Origin of the sequence: Streptomyces sp. V2I9 (genome assembly GCF_030817475.1) — a bacterium.
GTDB lineage: Bacteria > Actinomycetota > Actinomycetes > Streptomycetales > Streptomycetaceae > Streptomyces.
This window is the reverse complement of the sequence record NZ_JAUSZJ010000002.1, coordinates 4,034,166-4,051,441: the sequence shown is the minus strand read 5'-3', so window position 1 is coordinate 4,051,441 and position 17,276 is coordinate 4,034,166. Positions and strand designations below refer to the sequence as shown.

At 74.4% G+C, this 17,276-nt stretch carries 15 protein-coding genes; 4 read left to right on the top strand and 11 right to left on the bottom strand.

Going from position 1 to position 17,276, the window contains the following annotated elements:
• Nucleotides 1-2: 2 nt before the first annotated feature.
• The 10 genes from QFZ71_RS17935 to QFZ71_RS17890 form a co-directional block, all read right to left on the bottom strand.
• Nucleotides 3-1,664, bottom strand: coding sequence for an FAD-dependent monooxygenase (locus tag QFZ71_RS17935; protein WP_307669223.1), 1,662 nt, complete (start codon nucleotides 1,662-1,664; stop codon nucleotides 3-5).
• Nucleotides 1,661-3,256 carry an MFS transporter gene (locus tag QFZ71_RS17930; RefSeq protein WP_307669222.1) on the bottom strand — a complete coding sequence of 532 codons (1,596 nt, stop codon included), beginning with the start codon at nucleotides 3,254-3,256 and terminating at the stop codon, nucleotides 1,661-1,663. Before QFZ71_RS17930 ends, QFZ71_RS17935 begins: the two co-directional genes overlap by 4 nt.
• Nucleotides 3,257-3,475: 219 nt before the next feature.
• Nucleotides 3,476-4,183 carry an HAD family phosphatase gene (locus QFZ71_RS17925; protein ID WP_307669221.1) on the bottom strand — a complete coding sequence of 236 codons (708 nt, stop codon included), beginning with the start codon at nucleotides 4,181-4,183 and terminating at the stop codon, nucleotides 3,476-3,478.
• Entirely contained in the window at nucleotides 4,180-4,923 is a 744-nt protein-coding gene (locus QFZ71_RS17920; protein ID WP_307669220.1) for an SDR family NAD(P)-dependent oxidoreductase, read from the bottom strand. The genes QFZ71_RS17925 and QFZ71_RS17920 overlap by 4 nt, the downstream gene beginning before the upstream one ends.
• A gap of 17 nt (nucleotides 4,924-4,940) precedes the next feature.
• Nucleotides 4,941-5,924 (bottom strand): 3-oxoacyl-ACP synthase III family protein, encoded by a 984-nt coding sequence (locus QFZ71_RS17915; RefSeq protein ID WP_307669219.1) that lies wholly within the window; start codon nucleotides 5,922-5,924, stop codon nucleotides 4,941-4,943.
• A gap of 36 nt (nucleotides 5,925-5,960) precedes the next feature.
• Nucleotides 5,961-6,674, bottom strand: a complete 714-nt coding sequence (gene fabG, locus QFZ71_RS17910) for a 3-oxoacyl-ACP reductase FabG (RefSeq protein ID WP_307669218.1) — start codon at nucleotides 6,672-6,674, stop codon at nucleotides 5,961-5,963.
• Complete coding sequence (locus QFZ71_RS17905; protein WP_307669217.1) at nucleotides 6,671-7,909, bottom strand: beta-ketoacyl synthase; 1,239 nt, start codon at nucleotides 7,907-7,909, stop codon at nucleotides 6,671-6,673. Before QFZ71_RS17905 ends, fabG begins: the two co-directional genes overlap by 4 nt.
• Nucleotides 7,906-8,148 (bottom strand): phosphopantetheine-binding protein, encoded by a 243-nt coding sequence (locus tag QFZ71_RS17900; RefSeq protein WP_307669216.1) that lies wholly within the window; start codon nucleotides 8,146-8,148, stop codon nucleotides 7,906-7,908. The genes QFZ71_RS17905 and QFZ71_RS17900 overlap by 4 nt, the downstream gene beginning before the upstream one ends.
• The gene (locus QFZ71_RS17895) at nucleotides 8,145-9,302 is read right to left on the bottom strand and encodes a 3-oxoacyl-ACP synthase (protein ID WP_307669215.1); all 1,158 of its coding nucleotides are present in this window, start codon (nucleotides 9,300-9,302) and stop codon (nucleotides 8,145-8,147) included. The genes QFZ71_RS17900 and QFZ71_RS17895 overlap by 4 nt, the downstream gene beginning before the upstream one ends.
• Nucleotides 9,302-10,324, bottom strand: a complete 1,023-nt coding sequence (locus QFZ71_RS17890) for a ScbA/BarX family gamma-butyrolactone biosynthesis protein (protein WP_307669214.1) — start codon at nucleotides 10,322-10,324, stop codon at nucleotides 9,302-9,304. Before QFZ71_RS17890 ends, QFZ71_RS17895 begins: the two co-directional genes overlap by 1 nt.
• Nucleotides 10,325-10,811: 487 nt before the next feature.
• Between QFZ71_RS17890 and QFZ71_RS17885 the strand changes: the two genes are divergently transcribed.
• The 3 genes from QFZ71_RS17885 (at nucleotide 10,812) to QFZ71_RS17875 (ending at nucleotide 13,314) form a co-directional block, all read left to right on the top strand.
• Entirely contained in the window at nucleotides 10,812-11,618 is an 807-nt protein-coding gene (locus tag QFZ71_RS17885) for an HAD-IIB family hydrolase (RefSeq protein ID WP_307669213.1), read from the top strand.
• Nucleotides 11,619-11,891: 273 nt separating this feature from the next.
• On the top strand, nucleotides 11,892-12,407 hold the full coding sequence (locus QFZ71_RS17880; RefSeq protein ID WP_307669212.1) for a lytic polysaccharide monooxygenase auxiliary activity family 9 protein: 516 nt from the start codon (nucleotides 11,892-11,894) through the stop codon (nucleotides 12,405-12,407).
• A 133-nt stretch (nucleotides 12,408-12,540) separates the two neighbouring features.
• Nucleotides 12,541-13,314: a calcium-binding protein gene (locus QFZ71_RS17875; RefSeq protein ID WP_307669211.1), complete on the top strand. Its 774-nt coding sequence runs from the start codon at nucleotides 12,541-12,543 to the stop codon at nucleotides 13,312-13,314.
• 102 nt (nucleotides 13,315-13,416) lie between these two features.
• On the opposite strand, the gene QFZ71_RS17870 is transcribed toward QFZ71_RS17875, so the two are convergent.
• Nucleotides 13,417-15,501 (bottom strand): SpoIIE family protein phosphatase, encoded by a 2,085-nt coding sequence (locus QFZ71_RS17870; protein WP_307669210.1) that lies wholly within the window; start codon nucleotides 15,499-15,501, stop codon nucleotides 13,417-13,419.
• Between the two features lie 438 nt (nucleotides 15,502-15,939).
• On the opposite strand from QFZ71_RS17870, the gene QFZ71_RS17865 reads away from it, so the two are divergent.
• The gene (locus tag QFZ71_RS17865) at nucleotides 15,940-17,274 is read left to right on the top strand and encodes a serine/threonine-protein kinase (protein ID WP_307669209.1); all 1,335 of its coding nucleotides are present in this window, start codon (nucleotides 15,940-15,942) and stop codon (nucleotides 17,272-17,274) included.
• The last annotated feature ends 2 nt before the right edge of the window (nucleotides 17,275-17,276 follow it).

The following is a 17,276-nucleotide window of genomic DNA, read 5'->3' as shown; positions in this document are numbered from 1 at the left end:
CGTCAGGCGGCTTCGTACGGATGCGGGAGCGCTTCGGCGCGGTTCCCGTGGGGGTCGGCGGGTGTGAGCAGCGGTGCGAAGAGCTCTTCGAGCCGCCGCCGTACGCGCCAGGACTCGCGCGCGGGGCAGACCAGGTCGGCGATCCCGTCCGGGCGGACCAGGACGATCCGGGCGGTGTCCGGTCCGCTCCGCGCGGCGGGCCGTCCGGCCGTCCACGGCCGCAGCGTCCCGGCGCGGGTTTGCAGCACCTGGACCTCGACCGTCTCGGCGCACCGGTCGGCGGCCCAGGCGGCCAGCCGGGCGGACGGGCCGCCGGGGGCCGGGTCGCCCAGCAGGAGGAGCGTGTGGCGGAGGTCGGAGAGGGCGGAGCGCAGCGGCGTCCGGCGGGAACCGGTGGCGTCCCAGATCCTCCGCTGCGGGACGAGCCCGCCCTCGGTGAACCCTCCGGAGCCCGGCCAGGGCCGTCCGGCGGGCAGGGCGAGGCGCCGCCGGGAGCCGGGCCGCGCGTAGACGGTGCGCTGGCCGGCCAGCCAGGGCAGGTAGTCGAGGTGGAAGAGGCGCAGCGCGGAGGCGAGGCGGAGCGCGTTGTCGCGCAGGGCCACCTGGTGCGGTTTGTCCAGCAACCAGATCCTGGTCTGGGCGTCCGCCTGCCGGATGGCGGCCCGTGCGGTCTGGGCGCGCTCGTGCTCGAAGCTGTCCAGCAGGTCCGTGCCGCTGCGGCCGTGCCAGCACAGGGCCAGCTTCCACGCCAGGTTGTGCGCGTCCGCCATGCCGATGTTCAGCCCCTGGCCGCCGGCCGGACTGTGGATGTGCGCGGCGTCGCCCAGCAGGAAGACCCGTCCCTCGCGGGTGCGGTCCGCGTGCCGGGAGTGCACCGCGAACACGCTGATCCAGTCCGGGTCGCGCAGTTCGATGCCGCCGGGCCCCCGCTCGTCGACCAGCTTCTGCACGGCCGCCAGGTCCACGTCGTCACGTCGCAGGCCCGGCGGCGCGGAGGTGAAGACCCGGAAGCGGCCGGAGGGCAGTCCACAGGTCACGAGGATCCCGCGCGGTGAGCAGAAGTAGTGGGTGACGTCCGGCTCCAGCGGTCCGTCGAGGTCGATGTCGGCCACCACGAAGGAGAGTTCGTGCGTGGCGCCCTCGAAGGCGATGTCCAGGTGTTCCCGGACCCGGCTGCGCGCGCCGTCGGCACCCACCACCCAGGAGTACTCCTCCGTCCGCTCCGTTCCGTCACGGTCGCGGAGGACCGCCTTGACCGCCGGACCGTCCTGCTGGAAGCCGGTCAGTTCGGTGCCCCACGCGATCCGGCCGCCGGCCTCGGCCAACGCGTCCCTGAGCATGGCCTCGACGTCCGGCTGCGGCAGGCAGACCGGTTGCACGTCGGGGTCCTCGAAGCGCAGGTCGGCGATGACCCGGCCCTCGGAGTAGTACCGCATGGCCCGCTGCGGCAGGGCGCGCCGCCGTATCTCCTCGTCGGCCCCCATGCGGCGCAGCAGTTCCAGGGTGCGGGGCCAGACGCCGAGGGCCTTCGTCGAGGTGCTCGGGCCCTCGGCGCGGTCCACGCAGTGGACCGGGACGCCGCGCCGGGTCAGTTCCACCGCGGCGGTGAGGCCGGACGGGCCGGCGCCCACCACCAGGACGGGGCGCTGGTCTCGGGTCGTCATACGCGGCTGTCTTCCCGGGCGGTGGCGTCCTCGGCGTCGTCGGCCTTCCCGGTGGCCGGGGCGGCGGCGGGAGCCTTGGGCTCGCGCAGCATCAGGTAGACGACGACGGTGGCGACGGCGCAGATCGCGGCCAGCAGCCAGAGCACGGAGTGCATGGCACCGGTGTAGCTGTCCGCGAGGAATCCGCCGAAGTTCTCGCGCAGGCCCGGTTCGACGCTCTGTCCGGCGCGTTCCAGGTCGCCGCTGGCGACGCGGTTGGCCACGCCGGCCGCGTCGGAGGCGGGGAGCCCGTAGTCGCCCAGGCCGTCGGCCACCCGGTTCTGCAGAAGGGAGACGAGGACGGTGCTCATCACCGTGATGGCGACCGCTTCGCCGGCGAGCCGCATGGTGTTGAACATGCCCGCGGCCATGCCGGCGCGCTCCGGGGCGACCGAGGTGATGGCCACGCCGTCGATCAGCCCGGCGGAGAGTCCCATGCCGACGCCGATCAGCAGCAGCGGACCGGCCAGCTCCAGCGTGGGGATGCCCGGACGCAGCACGGTGAGCCAGGCTCCGCCGAGCGCCACCAGCAGCAGGCTGAGGCTGAGGACGACACGGGTCGACACGCCGAGCTTCACCAGGCGGCTGACGCCGAGCGGCACCACCAGCACCGGCAGGGTGAGCAGCATCATGGTCGCTCCGGCGGCGTCCGCCGAGGCCCCGTTGGCCGCGCTGAACCACGAGGGCAGCAGCACCAGCAGGCAGACGAAGCCGAAGGCGATGGCCACGGGCAGCAGGCAGACGGCCAGGAAGCGGGACTGCCGGAAGAGCGCCAGGTCGAACATGGGGTGCTTCTGACGGCTCTCGGCGACGAGGAACAGGGCGATCAGCAGCACCGCTCCGGCGAACATGCCGATCACCTCGGCACTGGCCCAGCCGGTCTGCGGCCCCTGGACCACGGCCAGCATCAGCAGGAAGAGGCTGCTGGTGAAGGTGACGGTGCCCCACCAGTCGATCCTGGCGCCCTCGCTGTTGCGGGACTCACGGATCGAGGGCAGCGCCAGCAGGGCCAGGGCGGCGACGAGGGCGTGCGTGAAGAACACCCACCGCCAGCCCAGCGTGCCGACGAGGAAGCCGGACACGGACGGGCCGAGGGCCAGGCCGGCGCCTGCGGAGGAGCCGAGGATCGCGAAGGCCCGGCCGAGCGCGGCTCCTTGGAAGGTGGTGGCCAGGATCGCGCTGCCGCTGGTCATCACGGCGGCGGCGCCGAGCCCGGCCAGGCCGCGCATCACGTCGAGCAGCAGCACGTTGCCGGCCAGGCCGCTGGCCACCGAGGCGAGGACGAACACGGCCGTTCCGGCGGCGAACAGGCGCCGGCGGCCGACGATGTCGGCCAGGGAGCCGCAGGCGAGCATGAAGGAGGCGAACGCGAGGTTGTAGGCGTTGACCACCCACTGCAGCGGAACGATGTCGGCGTGCAGGTTGGAGGCGATGTCGGGCAGGGCCACCGAGCTGCCGGTCAGTGAGGCGGGCAGGATCAGGACGGCCACGCACACCGCGGCGAGGACGATCGTGGGCCGCGCCGTGGCGCGGTCCGAGGTCACAGTGCTCATGTGAGCTGCAATCCCTCCGTGGATGGCTTGAAGAAAGGTCCCTTGAGTCAGGACTCAAGTTTATATCAGCACTCTGTCACTCACGCGAGCTTTACCTTGAGTGAATAGGCTGCGTTGCTGCGCGCGGGCGGCCGGGAGCCGCTTCCGGGCGACCCCGAGAGTCACCGGCCGGGCCGGAACGGAACGGTCGGGCCGGAACGGGCCGGAACGGACGGACGGTCAGACGGGGATGCGCTCGGTGCCGGCCACGAGCGCGTTGGACAGCACCCGCCAGCCGTGCTCGGCGGCCATCCCGGCGAGCACCGGGTGGTCGCCGACGACGGTGGGCCTGCCCACCAGCCGAAGCATGTCGAGATCGCTCGGGTCGTCGGCGTAGGCGAAGCACTCCCCCGCCGCCGCGCCCCGCTCCGCGAGGACGTCGCGCACGGCGGCCCCCTTCGCCGGGCCGAACATCGCTCGGGCGATCCGTCCCGTCAGCCGCCCGGCGGAGTCCACCTCGGGCTCGGTGCACAGCACCACGTCGATGCCCAGGTCCTCGGCCATCGGCCGCAGACTCGCGGCCCATGCTCCGGAGACGGCCACGGTGAGGTGGCCCTGGCTCTGGTGGTGGCGCAGCTCGCGCAGCGTGGCCTCGACGAACGGGACTCCCCCGCCGCGCAGACCCGCGTACCAGTCGCGGCCCTGGTGCAGCAGTTCCTCCCACGCGACGCCGGCGACGGAGCGGTAGAACATCGCGCTCACCTCCGCGGGGGTGCCGCCCTCGGACGCGAACCTGCGGAGGGGGTCGGCCAGGGCCCGGTACGCCGAGCCGTCCAGGTCGCCCTGTTCGCGCAGCCGGTGGCGCAGCATCGCGAACGGGCTCTTCATCGCGACCAGCGTCTCGTCGACGTCGAAGAAGGCCACCACCGGAGCGGACGAGGAGGTCATGCCGCCCACTGCAACCCCCCGTTGACCTCCAGGACGTGACCGTTCACGTAGGAGCTGTCCGAGGCGGCGAGGAAGACGGCGGCCGCCCCCACCTCCTCCGGACGTCCCAGCCGTCCGGAGAGCAGCCGCTTGCGGTAGCTCTCCCAGATGCGGTCGTCGGCGGCGACCTGCTTGCCCATGCCCTCGTCGATGTAGCCGGGCGACAGGCAGTTGACCGTGATGCCCTTGTGCGCCAGTTCGAGGGCCGAGGCGCGGGTGAACATCTCCACGGCGGCCTTGCTGGCGCTGTAGGCGGCCGCGCCGGCCACGGCACGGCTGGCCACGCAGGACGAGAGGTTGATGATCCGGCCGCCGCCCTGCGACTGCATCGGGCGGATGGCCGCACGGGTGCACAGGAAGACCCCGTTGAGATTGGTGGCGACGGTGGTGTTCCAGTCCGCCGTCGAGAGCCGGCTGATCGTGCCGTCGCGGCTGACTCCGGCGTTGTTGACCAGCACGTCGATCCGGCCGAAGGCGGCCACCGCCGCCTCCATCAGCTCCGCCACGGAGTCCTCGTCCGTGACGTCGGTGCGCTGGTAGTGGACCCGGCCGGGATGCAGGTCGAGGAGTTCCTTCACGTCGTACGGGTTGCGGGCGGCGCAGACGACGTTCGCGCCTTCGGCGAGGAAGCTCTCCGCGATGGTGCGGCCGAGGCCACGTGTGCCGCCCGTGATGATGGCGGATGTTCCGTCGAGTCTCATGGGGTGCTCTTCCGTCCTCAGTACCAGGTCATGAGCGCGGCGGCGGCGGTCATGCCACCGCCGATGGAGGCCAGCAGGACGCGCTCGCCGCGTTCCAGGGGCCGTTCGTGGTGGGTGTGGTGGAGCGTCAGCGGTACCGACGCGGCGGCGGTGTTGCCCAGGCTCGGCGCCGTGAGGGCGACCCTGGCCGGGTCGATACCGGCCTCGGCCGCGAAGGACTCCAGCAGCCGGGTGTTGGCCTGGTGGAAGACGAAGCGGTCCACGTCCTCGATCCGGGCGCCGCACTCCGCGAGAGTCTGGCCGACCACCTTGTGCAGCGTGGTCATCGCGTACTCCCGCACGGCCCGGCCGTCCATCCGGAAGAGGTGCTCGCCCGCCGCTCGGGCCCGCTCGTCCAGCGGGGTGCGGGTGCCGCCGGCCTCGACCTTCACGTAGTCGTGCAGTTCGCCGTTGGCCAGCAGGGTGCTGCCGTGGATGCCGTACCCCTCCGGCACCGGGCCGAGCACGACCGCGCCCGCGCCGTCGCCGAAGAGGCTGACGGTCTTGCGGTCGCCGCGGTCCATGAGCGTGGAGAACAGGTCCGCCCCGACCACCAGGGCGTACTGTCCGGGCTGCCCGTGGAGCAGCCCCTTGGCGACGGTGAGCGCGTAGAGGAAGCCGCTGCACACCGCGTTGACGTCGAAGGCGGGCAGGGCCGGCAGACCGAGACCCGCCTGCACGATCGCCGCCGTCGACGGCTGCGGGTGGTCGGGGGTGCAGGTGGCGACGATCAGGGCGGCGAGCCGTTCCCTGGCCTCCGGCCCGGCCTCGTCGAGCGCCGCGCGGGCCGCGGGCAGCGCCAGGTCGGACGTCGCCTCGCCGGCCGCGGCGTAGCGCCGCTGAAGGATGCCGGTCCGCTCGGCGACCCACTCCTCGGTGACGTCCGCCCAGGCGGCGATCTCCCGGTTGTCCACGATGCGTTCGGGAAGGTGGGCGCCGACCGATATCACGCCGATTGCCATGGTTTCAGCCTCTTCTTCCTACTGCCTGACGGGTGGTCATATGCCCATGCCGAGTCCGCCGCCCACCGGCAGCACCGCGCCGGTCACGTAGCCGGCCTCGGCACTCGCCAGGAAGCGGACGGCGGCGGCCACTTCCTCGGCCCTGCCGGGCCGGCCCAGCGGTGTCCGGCTCAGGAACTGCTCGCGCCGGGCGTCGCTGAGGCCGCGGGTCATGTCGGTGTCGATCAGTCCGGGGGCCACGACGTTGACGGTGATGCCGCGCGGCCCCAGCTCCCAGGCCAGCGAGCGGGCCATGCCGACCAGTCCGGCCTTGGCGGCCGCGTAGTTCGTCTGGCCCGGCGAGCCCGTGAAGGCGGCCGAGGAGGAGACCAGCACGAGCCGCCCCCAGCGCTCGGCGAGCATGCCGCGGGACGCGTGCTTGACCAGCCGGATCACCGCCCGCAGGTTGGTGTCGAGCACCTCGTCCACGGCGTGGTCGGCCATCGACAGCAGGAGCGCGTCGCGGGTGATGCCGGCGTTGGCCACCAGCACCTCCACCGGCCCCTGTTCGGCGGCCACCTCCTCGAACAGCCGCGCCACCGCCTCGGGATCGGTGATGTCGCACGCCACCCCGAAGAGGCCGGGGGGAGCACCGGTGCTGTGGTGGGTGACCGCCACCCGGTCGCCCTGAGCGGCCAGGTCGCGGGCGATGGCGAGGCCGATACCGCGGTTCCCCCCGGTCACCAGGACGGAGCGGCCGGTGCGCGTCATGCCGCCGTCACCACCACGGCGGCGTTCTGCCCGCCGAACCCGAAGGAGTTCGACATCGCCGCACCGATGGTCGCGCTGCGCGGCGCCCCGGCGACGACGTCGATCTCCACCCGCGGGTCGAGGCGCTCCAGGTTCGCGGTCGGCGGTACGGAGCCCTGCTCCACCGCCAGCACCGTGTACGCGGCCTCGACGGCTCCGGCGGCGCCGATCAGGTGGCCGATCGCCCCCTTGGTCGAGGTGACCAGGGGATGGTCGCCGATGACCCGCCGGATGACGGCCGCCTCGGTGACGTCGTTCTTCGGCGTCGAGGTGCCGTGCGCGTTGACGTGCGCCACCTCCGCCGGGCCGAGCCCGGCGTCGGCCAGCGCGGCGCGCATCGCCCGCTCCGCCCCGTCGCCCGTCGGATGCGGGGCGGAGGCGTGGAAGCCGTCGGCCGACGCGCCGAAGCCGCTGATCCTGGCGCGGACCCTGGCCCCTCTGGCGTGGGCGTCGGCCACCCGTTCGAGCACCAGGACGCCGGCGCCCTCCCCGGCGACGAAGCCGTCCCGGTCCGCGTCGAACGGGCGGGACGCGCCCGCCGGGTCCTCGGCCCGCCGGGAGAGCGCGCCCATCTTGTGCAGGCTCGCCATGCCGGTACGGGTGAGCGCCGCCTCCGAACCGCCGGCCAGCACCACGTCGCAGAGTCCGGCCTCCAGCAGCATCCGGCCGATGCCGATGGCGGTGGTGCCGGAGGCGCACGCGGTCGACACCACCTGGTTGGGACCCAACGCCTGGCAGTCCATGGCGATGTGACCGGCCGTCATATTGACCGGCGCCGTCACCATGAGCTGCGGCGAGACCACGGTGGGGCCACTGCTCAGATAGGTCTCGTGCTCGCGCTCGAAGCTGGCGGAGCCGCCGAACGAGGTGCCGATCACCACGGCGACCCTGGCCCCGTCCCAGACCTGCGGGTCGAGGCCGGCGTCCGACACGGCCAGCCGCGCGGCGGTGACGCCGAGCTGGCTGACCCGGTCCATCCGCAGCGCCGTACGCCGGCCGAGCTCCGCCGCCGGGTCGAAGTCCTCGACCCGGCAGGAGAAGTCGACCGCCATGCCCTCCAGTCCGGGACTCCTGGTCGCGGTGGACCGTCCTTCCCAGATCCGGGCCACGTTGGCCTTCACCCCGGTACCGGCCGGTGTGATGAGCCCCAGTCCGGTGACGGCCACATCGAAGCGGCCACGGCGTCCGGCGGTCACGAAGCCGCCTCGAGCTGGCCGTCGAGGGTGCCGAGGACCTCTCCCACGGTGCGCTCGGGCGCGAGCTGGAGCTCGTCGAGCACCACGCCGAACTCCTTCTCCACGGCGACGCTGACCTCGACGAGCAGGAGCGAGTCGAGGTCGAGGGATTCGAGGGTGGTGTCCTCGGTGAGCGACTCGGTCTCCACGCCGATCTTCGCGCTGAGCAGGGAGTAGAAGCGGTCCTGGACGTCGTTCATGTCGGTTCTCCTGTCGATGGATCGGTGGTCCGGGCGGGTCTCCGCCCGGAGGTCTCTTCGGTCGCGGCCGGGTTCTCCCCGGCCCCGGCCCGGCTCTCCCCGGCCCGCCCGGTCCGGGCGGCGGGCCCGGGGCGGCTGACCACGGCCGCGGTGAAGGTGAACCCACCACCGCCGTTCAGCACGAGGGCGTACTGCCCCGGCTCCAGCCGGTCGCCGTGCGCGAGGTCGGCGAGCGAGGCGTTCAGGTCGCCGGCCCCCAGGTGGCCGGTGGCCCGCCCGAGGTCCAGCAGCGGCGCTGCGACGGACTCCGCCAGGGGCGGTGCGTACGCCTCCGCCATCGCCTTGGAGCCCAGCCGCGGCAGCACGGCGTGCCGCAGCCGCGGATCGTCCGGCGCGAGGCCGCAGGCGGCGAGCGCTTCGGAGACGGCTCCCCGGATGCGGTCGTGCGCGAGCTTGGTGAAGTGGTCGACGCCGACGTACCGCACGAAGTGCCGCTTGGGACGCCGGACGTCGATCATCGGGCCGTGTCCGAGCGGGTCCGCGTTCAGCTCGTCCTCGCCCCGGTGCATGACCTCCAGCTCGGACGCCACGGTGGTCGCCAGGGCGTGCAGGGTGAGGTCCGAGGGCAGTTCGCCGCCGCGGTGCACCAGCACCGCCGTGCCCGCGTCGCCCGCGGCCATGCCGTAGTCGGTGCGCCAGCGGTGCCAGCTCGGCATGAGGAACCGGTCGCCGGTGGTCACCAGGGCCGGCCCGGCCTGCGGGTCGCCCTGGAGCCGGGTGACGGCCAGCTCGATGCCGATGGCTCCGCCGTTGCACTGCTGGAGCAGTCCGATCGGCACCGCGTGGTGCGCGCCCAGCCGGTCGGCGATGTAGTGGGGCGCCGACCACGCGTCGTGCCCCTGATGGTGCACGCTCGCGTGCAGCACCATCGACAGCGTCCGCGCCGGGCAGTCGCCCCGCTCCAGCACGCGCCGTCCGGCGGCCACGGCCATGTCCGGCGGCGCGGTGTCCGCGCTGACCGGCAGCGCCGTGTACCCGAGGTCGGCGGCGGTGCGCCGGTCCACGTCCCCGGCGGCCAGCGCCTCCTCGACGGTCTGCCTCTCCGACGGGTACCAGGCCGCGCACACGAGCCCGTACGTTCCGTTCAGCCGCATCAACGGCCACCGGAGGCAGTGGTCGTGGGGACGGGAGCCGCGGCCGGTGCGCGGACCGTGACCTCGCACGCGCAGGCGGTCGCTCCGTCCTGCTCGAACAGCACGTGCACCGAGCGGCTGTCGCCGGCCTGTTCCACGCGCACCGACACCTCGGTCGGCCCGTCCAGTTCGACGAAGCGCTCGAACCGGGCGTGCACCGCGCTCACCTGCCACGGTCCGGCCGCCGCAGCGGTCTCCTCCGCCGTCTCCGGCGCGATCGCCAACAGGGCGGCCTGCCGGGCGGCTTCGAGCAGCGCGGTCGCCGGCACGTGGTCGAGCGGGTGGTCGTAGAACACCGGGTGCGCGACCGGTACGTCGAGCTCCGCGACGGTCCGTCCGCCGGTGCGGCGCACGGAGGCCAGGACGACGTTCTCCTCCCGCGCCCGCCCCACCCGGCGGCCGTCCGCCGGAGTGCCGCCCCCGCGCGGCGGCATGGCGTCGGACAGCGGCGCCACCGAGCTGCGCTGCCGGGTCCGGAAGCTCTTGTAGCCGGCACGTGACGGGTACCCGGCGACCACCGTGCTGCTGGCCACCCGACGCCCGGCGAGGTACAGCTCGGTCATCAGCGTCGCCCCGAGCAGCGCCTCGCCGCGCTGCTTCGCGTCCTGGACCTCGATGACCATCGTCAGCTCGCCGGAGCCGGGCCGGGGCAGCGGGAGCGCCGTCGCGCCGTCGAGCGCGACGGACCACTCCGCGATGAGGAACGCCGTGTCCGTCGGCACGCCGAGATGACGGTGGGCCACCACGGTTCCGGCCTGCCGCGAGCACTCCAGGAGCAGCATCGGATCGACCCGGGCCGAAGCCCCCGGACCGTCGTGGAAGTAGCGGTGGGCGGACGGCAGCCGCGCCGCGACGGCGAAGCGGCCGTCCTCCAGCGCGACGTGATCGGTGACGAAGACCTCGTCGTCCGCGTGCCGGTGCACCAGCGACCGCTCCAACGGCCGGTCGAACCGCAACCGCCGCTCACCCTCGGTCGGAGTCATCGACCTGCTCCCTTCTCGCTGTCCCGTCGTGGTGTGCCGCGTGCCTCGAACTCCGCGGCCGACAGGTCGAGAAGCTAGTTCGGCCGTCTTTCGCGCTGCTGTCGGAGCGTGTAAGCGACGGCCGCGAACGTCGGATCGACGCAGGTCAGACACTTGCGAGGCGCGGTCGCGGCGAAGCCGGTCAGACGCTTGCGGGGGCACGGTCGCGCCGTGGCCGGTCAGACGCTTGCGGGGGCGCGGCCTCGCCGTGGACGTCGGGCGAGGTCCCGCCGCACGCGTCCGGCCTCCGGGGGCCGGGGGCGCCCGCCGCTACACGAGGGCCGGGCCGGGGCTCTCGTTCGGATCGGGCCGGGCACGTGGTCCGGCACGCCTTCGCCACCTCCGACCAGCGCCTCACCGCGACGGGGACGGCCGCCCCGCCATGGCCTCCGCAGCCGATCCCGCCTTGGCGCGCAAGCGGCCGTTCGGGGCCTTCTAGGGTGGGGCCATGCCCACGCCACCCGCATATGCCCTCGTCGCCACGGACCTGGACGGCACCCTGCTGCGCCCCGACGACACCGTCAGCACCCGGTCCCGTACCGCGCTCGGACGCGCCGCCGCCGCCGGCGCCCGGCATCTGATCGTGACCGGGCGGCCCGTCCCCGGCATACGGGCGCTGCTCGCGGATCTCGCGTACAGCGGGCTCGTCGTCTGCGGCCAGGGCACCCAGCTCTACGACGCCGACGCGGGCCGGCTGCTGCGCTCCGCCACCCTGGACCGCGAGGCCGCCGCCACCGCGCTCGGCAAGATCGAGGCCGAGGCCGGGGCCGTGTTCGCCGCCGTGGACCAGGACGGCGTGGACGGGGCAACCCTGATCGAGGCCGGCTACCGCATGCCGAACCCGACGCTCCCCGCCCGACGCGTGGACTCCCGCGAGGCGTTGTGGGAGCTGCCCGTGATCAAGGTCCTGGTACGCCACCCGGAGCTGGGGGACGACGCGTTGGCCGCCGTCGCGCGCGGAGCCGTGGGCGATCTGGCGACGGTCACGATGGCGGGGCCCGGCACGGTGGAGCTGGCTCCGTACGGGGTGGACAAGGGCACCGGTCTGGCGGCGGCCGCCGCGCTGCTGGGCGTCGGGGCCGAGCGGACGGTGGCGTTCGGCGACATGCCCAACGATCTGCCGATGTTCGCCGGTTCGGGCCTCCGGGTCGCCATGGGCAACGCCCACCCGGAGCTGCGCGCGGCGGCCGACGAGGTGACCCTGTCGAACGCGGAGGACGGGGTCGCGGTGGTCCTGGAGCGGCTGTTCGGCTGAGCCGCAGGCACCCCCTCCCCCACCGCCCGCTCGCCCCGCTCCCCCGGCCCCGGGGTTCGCCCTTGGCTCGTCCCTGCCGACCCCGCACCCCCGCTCGGCGGCCGACTTCGCACGCCCTCGGCCAACTTCGCGCACCCTGGCTTGGTCTAGACCAAGCGGGGTACGCTCCCCTTGCCGCACAGGGCAGCCCCACCACCCTGTACGACATCGCTTGTCATGTACACGCTTGCCTGTTCCGTGCGGGCAAGTGCCAACCCCCACAAAGGAGTTGTCATGAAGAGCAAGAAGTCGCTGGCTGCTGCCATCGGAGCGGGGATCGCCCCGCTCCTGGCCGTCAGCCTGCCCGCCGGCAGCGCGAGCGCGCACGGCTACATCTCCTCGCCGCCCAGCCGGCAGGCCCAGTGCGCCGCCGGCACCGTCGCGTGCGGCTCCATCAAGTACGAGCCGCAGAGCGTCGAAGGCCCCAAGGGGCTGACCAGTTGCAGCGGCGGGAACGCCGCCTTCGCCGAGCTCGACAACGACAGCAAGGGCTGGAAGGTGACCCCGGTCAGCCGTACGACCAGCTTCAACTGGCGGCTGACCGCCCGCCACGCCACCAGCACCTGGCAGTACTACGCGGGCGGCCGGAAGATCGCGGAGTTCAACGACGGCGGCGCGCGGCCCGGCGAGACCGTCACGCACCAGGTGAACTTCGGCAGCCTCTCCGGCAAGCAGAAGGTCCTGGCCGTGTGGAACATCGCCGACACGCCCAACGCCTTCTACGCCTGCGTGGACGTCAACGTGAGCTGACCCGCCACGGCACCACGGCACCACCGCCCCACCGCACGAAGGCACCACCGCACCACCCGGCTCCACCGGCGCCCGGAGCGGACGAGCACCGTCCGCTCCGGGCGTCCCCGGCCCCCCACCGAGATGAGGTCCCATGTACCGCCGTCGAGTCACCGTCCGTGCGGCCGCCGTGGCCCTGCTCGCCACCGGCCTCGCCGCCGCCCCGGCCGTCGCGGCCCCCGCCGGCTCCGGGGGCAAGGCCCGCGTCGGCGCCGACCGGGCGAAGCAGTCCATCACCTTCACCGCGGCGCCGGGGCAGGCCAACGACCTCCACGTGGTCCCGATGGACGAGGGCGGCGGGGTCCGCCGCATCGGCTTCCGCGACGTGGTGCCGCTCCGGCCGGGCGACCACTGCGCGTACCTGGAGCCCGGCGTCGAGACGTACGTCGTCTGCGAACTCCCCACCGGCAGCGGCCGGCCGGACCGGATCGACGTGCTCCTCGGCGACGGCGACGACGAGATCGCCACCAGCGACCCCGGTGTCGCCACCGTCAGCGGCGGGCCCGGCGACGACACCCTGCACGCCCACACCGCCCACACGGTCCGGGGCGACGAGGGCGACGACATGGTGATGGCGCGCGTCGTCCTGGACGGCGGCGACGGCATGGACCACCTGATGGGCGACGGCGGCGACCAGCGGATGTACGGCGGCCGGGGCGACGACATGGTCGAGGGGTACGAAGGACGGGACCTCGTGCACGCGGGCTCCGGCGACGACCACGTCATGGGCGGGGAGGGCGGCGACCTCCTGCTCGGCGGCCCCGGTGACGACGTGCTGCACGGCGGGGAGGGCGACGACCTGCTCCTCGGCGGCCCCGGAAAGGACCGGGGCGACGGCGGTCCCGGCCGGAACATCGTCCTGCCGTAGAGGACGCCCGGACCTCCCGCCCGCCGCCGGGGCGGCCCGGCCGCTCCGGCGGGGTCGCACCGGCTGCGGCGACGCCGGGCGCGAGGGCGGCCCCGACGACGGCTACCCGCCGTCCGGCAGCTCCTGTTCGGTCCACAGCACCTTGCCGTCCCGACCGCGGCGGGCTCCCCAGTGGGAGGCCAGGCGGGAGACGATGAACAGCCCCCGGCCGTCCTCGTCGACGGTCCGCGCGTGGCGCAGGTGCGGGGCGGCGGTGCTGCCGTCGTGGACCTCGCAGGTGAGCGTGGCGTCCAGGAGGAGGCGCAGCCGCAGGGGCGGGGTGCCGTAGCGGACGGCGTTGGTGACCAGTTCGCTGACGATCAGCTCCGTGGCCTCGACGGTGTCCTCGTCGAGGCCCCAGTCCCGGAGCCGGTCGCGTACGAGCGCCCGGGCGGTGGCGGGGGCGGTGAGGTCCTGGTCCAGGTCCCAGGTGGCGACCCGGTGGTCGGAGACCGCACCCGTACGGGCCAGGAGCAGGGCCGCACCGGCGGAGCGGGTGTCCTCCGGCAGCGCGTACACGATGTCGTCCCCGAGTTGCCGCAGGCTGCGGTCCGGCCGGGCGAGGGTCCGCGTGATGCGCTCCGCCGCCCGGTCGCCGGACAGCAGCTCGGCGGTGCAGAGCGCGAGGACGCTGCCCTCCTCCAGGGTGACGGTGGCCGGCGCGAAGAGGGCGCTGTCGGCCGAGAAGAGGCCGGGGCCCTCCGGTACGTCGAGGGCGACCGCCCGCCCGTCCGGGCCGACGGCCAGGGGCGCGGGGTGCCCGGCCCGTGCGACGGTGCAGGTGCGGGTGAACGGGTCGTAGACCCCGTACACGCAACCGGCGATCAGGGGCTCGCTCTGGAGGGAGTCGCCCGCGGGCAGGGCGGTGCGTTCGTGGGCGAGGCGGTCCGTGGTGTCCTTGAGCCGGGCGAGCACCTCCTCGGGTTCCAGGTCCAGGCCCGCCAGCGCCTGCACGACCGTGCGCAGCTGTCCCATCACGATGGCCGCCTGGAGCCCCTCGCCCGCGACGCCGCCCACCACGAGGGCGGTCCGCGCGCCGGACAGGGGGATCGTGTCGTACCAGCAGCCGCTGTCCCGGCCGGGCAGCAGGACGTGGGCGGTCTCGACGGCGGTCTGCTCCCGCTCGACCTGCGGAAGCAGCCGCCGCTGGACGGTCGAGGCGATGATGTGCTCCCGCTCGTAGCGGCGGGCGTTGTCGATACCGAGGGCCACCCGTGTCCCCGCGGCATCGGCCAGGGAGACGTCGTCCTCGTCGAAGGGCTCGGCCGCGCAGCAACGGTAGAGGCTGACCAGCCCGAGGACCGCGCCCCGCAGGGTGAGGGGCACGACGATCAGGGAGTGCGCACCGGACTCCGCGACGGCACGGGCCCCGTCCGGGTCGGCGTCCAGCCACGGGGTGTCGCCGGTGAGCGGGACGAGCCGGGGCCGCAGATCCGCGACGGCGAGCGCGTACGGCGTACGGAGGGGGAGGCGGCGGGTCGCCCCGTCCAGGCTGCGCCGCGCGTCCTCCCCGGCCCTCCCCGTATCCCGGACGGTGCCGCACCGGCCGCTCGCCGCACGGCGCAGCGGGGTCTCGGGCGGCAGCGGGCCCACCGGCGGATCGGCGCCGCGCAGGACCTCGTCCACCACCTCGATGACGGCGAGGTCCGCGAAACCGGGCACCAGGGCGTCGACGAAGGCGCGGCAGGTGGCGGCGACGTCGAGGGAATGGCCGACGGCGTCGCGCACGGCGGCGAGCGCGGCTTCGCGGGTGCGGGCCCGTTCCCGCTCGGTGACGTCGACGACCGCGGCCAGCAGGCCGAGGGCGGGGGCGTCGCCGCCGCCGGGACCGTCCAGGCGGTAGGCGGAGACCAGGAACATCCGGTCGCCGGGGATGCGGCGCAGCCGGCCCCGGACCAGGTGATCGCGCACGGGCCCTTCGCCGGCGAGCGCCCGCTTCATGAGCTGTTCCGTGGCGTCCGGGTCGTCGAGCCGGAAGACGTCGGTGATCCGGCTGCCGAGGTACTCCGCCGTGTCCACGCCCTCGACGAGCGAGTTGGCGTGGACGAGCCGGAGCTGCGGATCGAGCACGGCCAGGCCCACGGCGCGCTGGGTGAACAGCGCCGCCAGTACGGCATCGTCCAGGTGGTCCGGCCCGTCCTGTGGCATTCCGGCCCCTGCCCTTCCCGTCCTTCCGGCCTCGGCCGCCGTTCCGCGACGCCCGGCCGGAGTCCCGGCGTCCGCCCCGGTTTCGTCCGCTCTCCGGTTTCGGCGCTCCGGTTTCGGCGCTCCGGACCAGCATCACCCGGTGCGCCGGGCTCGGCCACCGGTGGAACGGCGGGGGTGTGGGCGGCGGGGCGTGGGTGGGGGGTGAGAGCGGCCGGGGCGAGCGCGAGGGCGTGCCCGGCCGGTGCGTGCACGGCGGGCCCCGCCCCCCACGGAACGGCGGATCGTGCCTCACACGACGCAGCGGGACCACCGAAACAGCGGGTCCGCGCCCCGCGCGAAGAGCGGGTCCGTGCCCCGCCGGCCCGGCGTCATGTCTTCGTCATGTCCGCCTTCCCTGCGTCATACTGATCCGCCGGAGCACAAGGGGGCGTGCGGCACATGGAGCACGGGACGGACGGCGGCAGCCTGCCGCAGCGCATCGGCGGGTACGCCGTGGAGCGGGAGCTGGGCGCCGGCGGGATGGGCACCGTCTATCTGGCACGGTCCCGCGGCGGACGAGCGGTGGCCGTCAAGGTGGCCCGTTCGGAGCTGGCGGGCGACCCGCACTTCCGGGAGCGGTTCCGCGCCGAGGTCGCCGCCGCCCGCAGTGTGGGCGGCTTCCACACGGCCCCCGTGGTGGACGCGGACCCGGACGCGGCCGCCCCCTGGCTGGCGACGGCGTACATCCCCGGTCCGACGCTCTCCGCGCTCCTGGAGGCCGAAGGGCCGATGGACGAGGCGAGGCTGCGGCGGCTGGGGGCGGCGCTCGCCGAGGCGCTGGCGGCGATCCACGGCTGCGGGCTGGTGCACCGCGATCTGAAGCCCGGCAACATCATCATGGCGTCGGACGGCCCGCGGGTCCTGGACTTCGGCATCGCGCGGGCCCTGGAGTCGACCCGGCTGACGGCCACCGGCACGGCCTTCGGCACTCCGGGGTTCCTCGCGCCGGAGCAGGCGCAGGGGCAGGAGGTCGACGGAGCCGCCGACGTGTTCGCACTGGGCGCGGTGATCGTCGCGGCGGCGGGCGGCAGCGCGTTCGGGGCGGGTACGCCGATGGGGCTGATGTACCGGTCGGTGCACGAGCCGCCGGACCTGGCCGCCGTGCCGGAGGGGTTGCGCCCGGTGGTCGCGGCGTGCCTGGCCAAGGCCCCGGAGGAGCGGCCCACCCCGGCGTCGCTGCTGGACCTGTTCGTCCCGGATGCCGTGCCACCCTCCCCCGCCCCGGCGTACGCCCCCACGGTGGCCGTGCCTCCGCCGCCCCCGGCGTACACCCCCTCGGCGTACACCCCGTCCCAGGACTACCCGCCGTACCAGCACCAGGGCCCCACCAGTGGCTTTCCGCCGTACCAGCAGGGCCCGCCCGGCGGCTTCCCGCCCTACCAGCAGGGCCCGCCCGGCTCCTTCCCGCCGTACCAGGCCGCGACCTGGCCCGTCGCGGCGGGCGGCGGGCCGGCCGGGGCGGACGCGGACCCGTCGTTCGTGGCGGTCGGACCGGGGAGTTCCCTGCTGATCGACGCGACGGGCGTGACGCTGGGCCCGGAGGACGCGGAGACCCACTACCCCTGGGCCGACATCCGCACCGTGACGTACGCGGCCGAAGGCCCCAAGCACCTCGCGGTCGTCGTCCACCTCCACCACGGCACGGCCCACCCGTGCGTCATCGCCGCCCGCCGCCGGGGCCGCCTCCAGGAGTGGCTCCAGGACCTGCCGCTGATCCTGGGCTGCTTCCGGTAGCG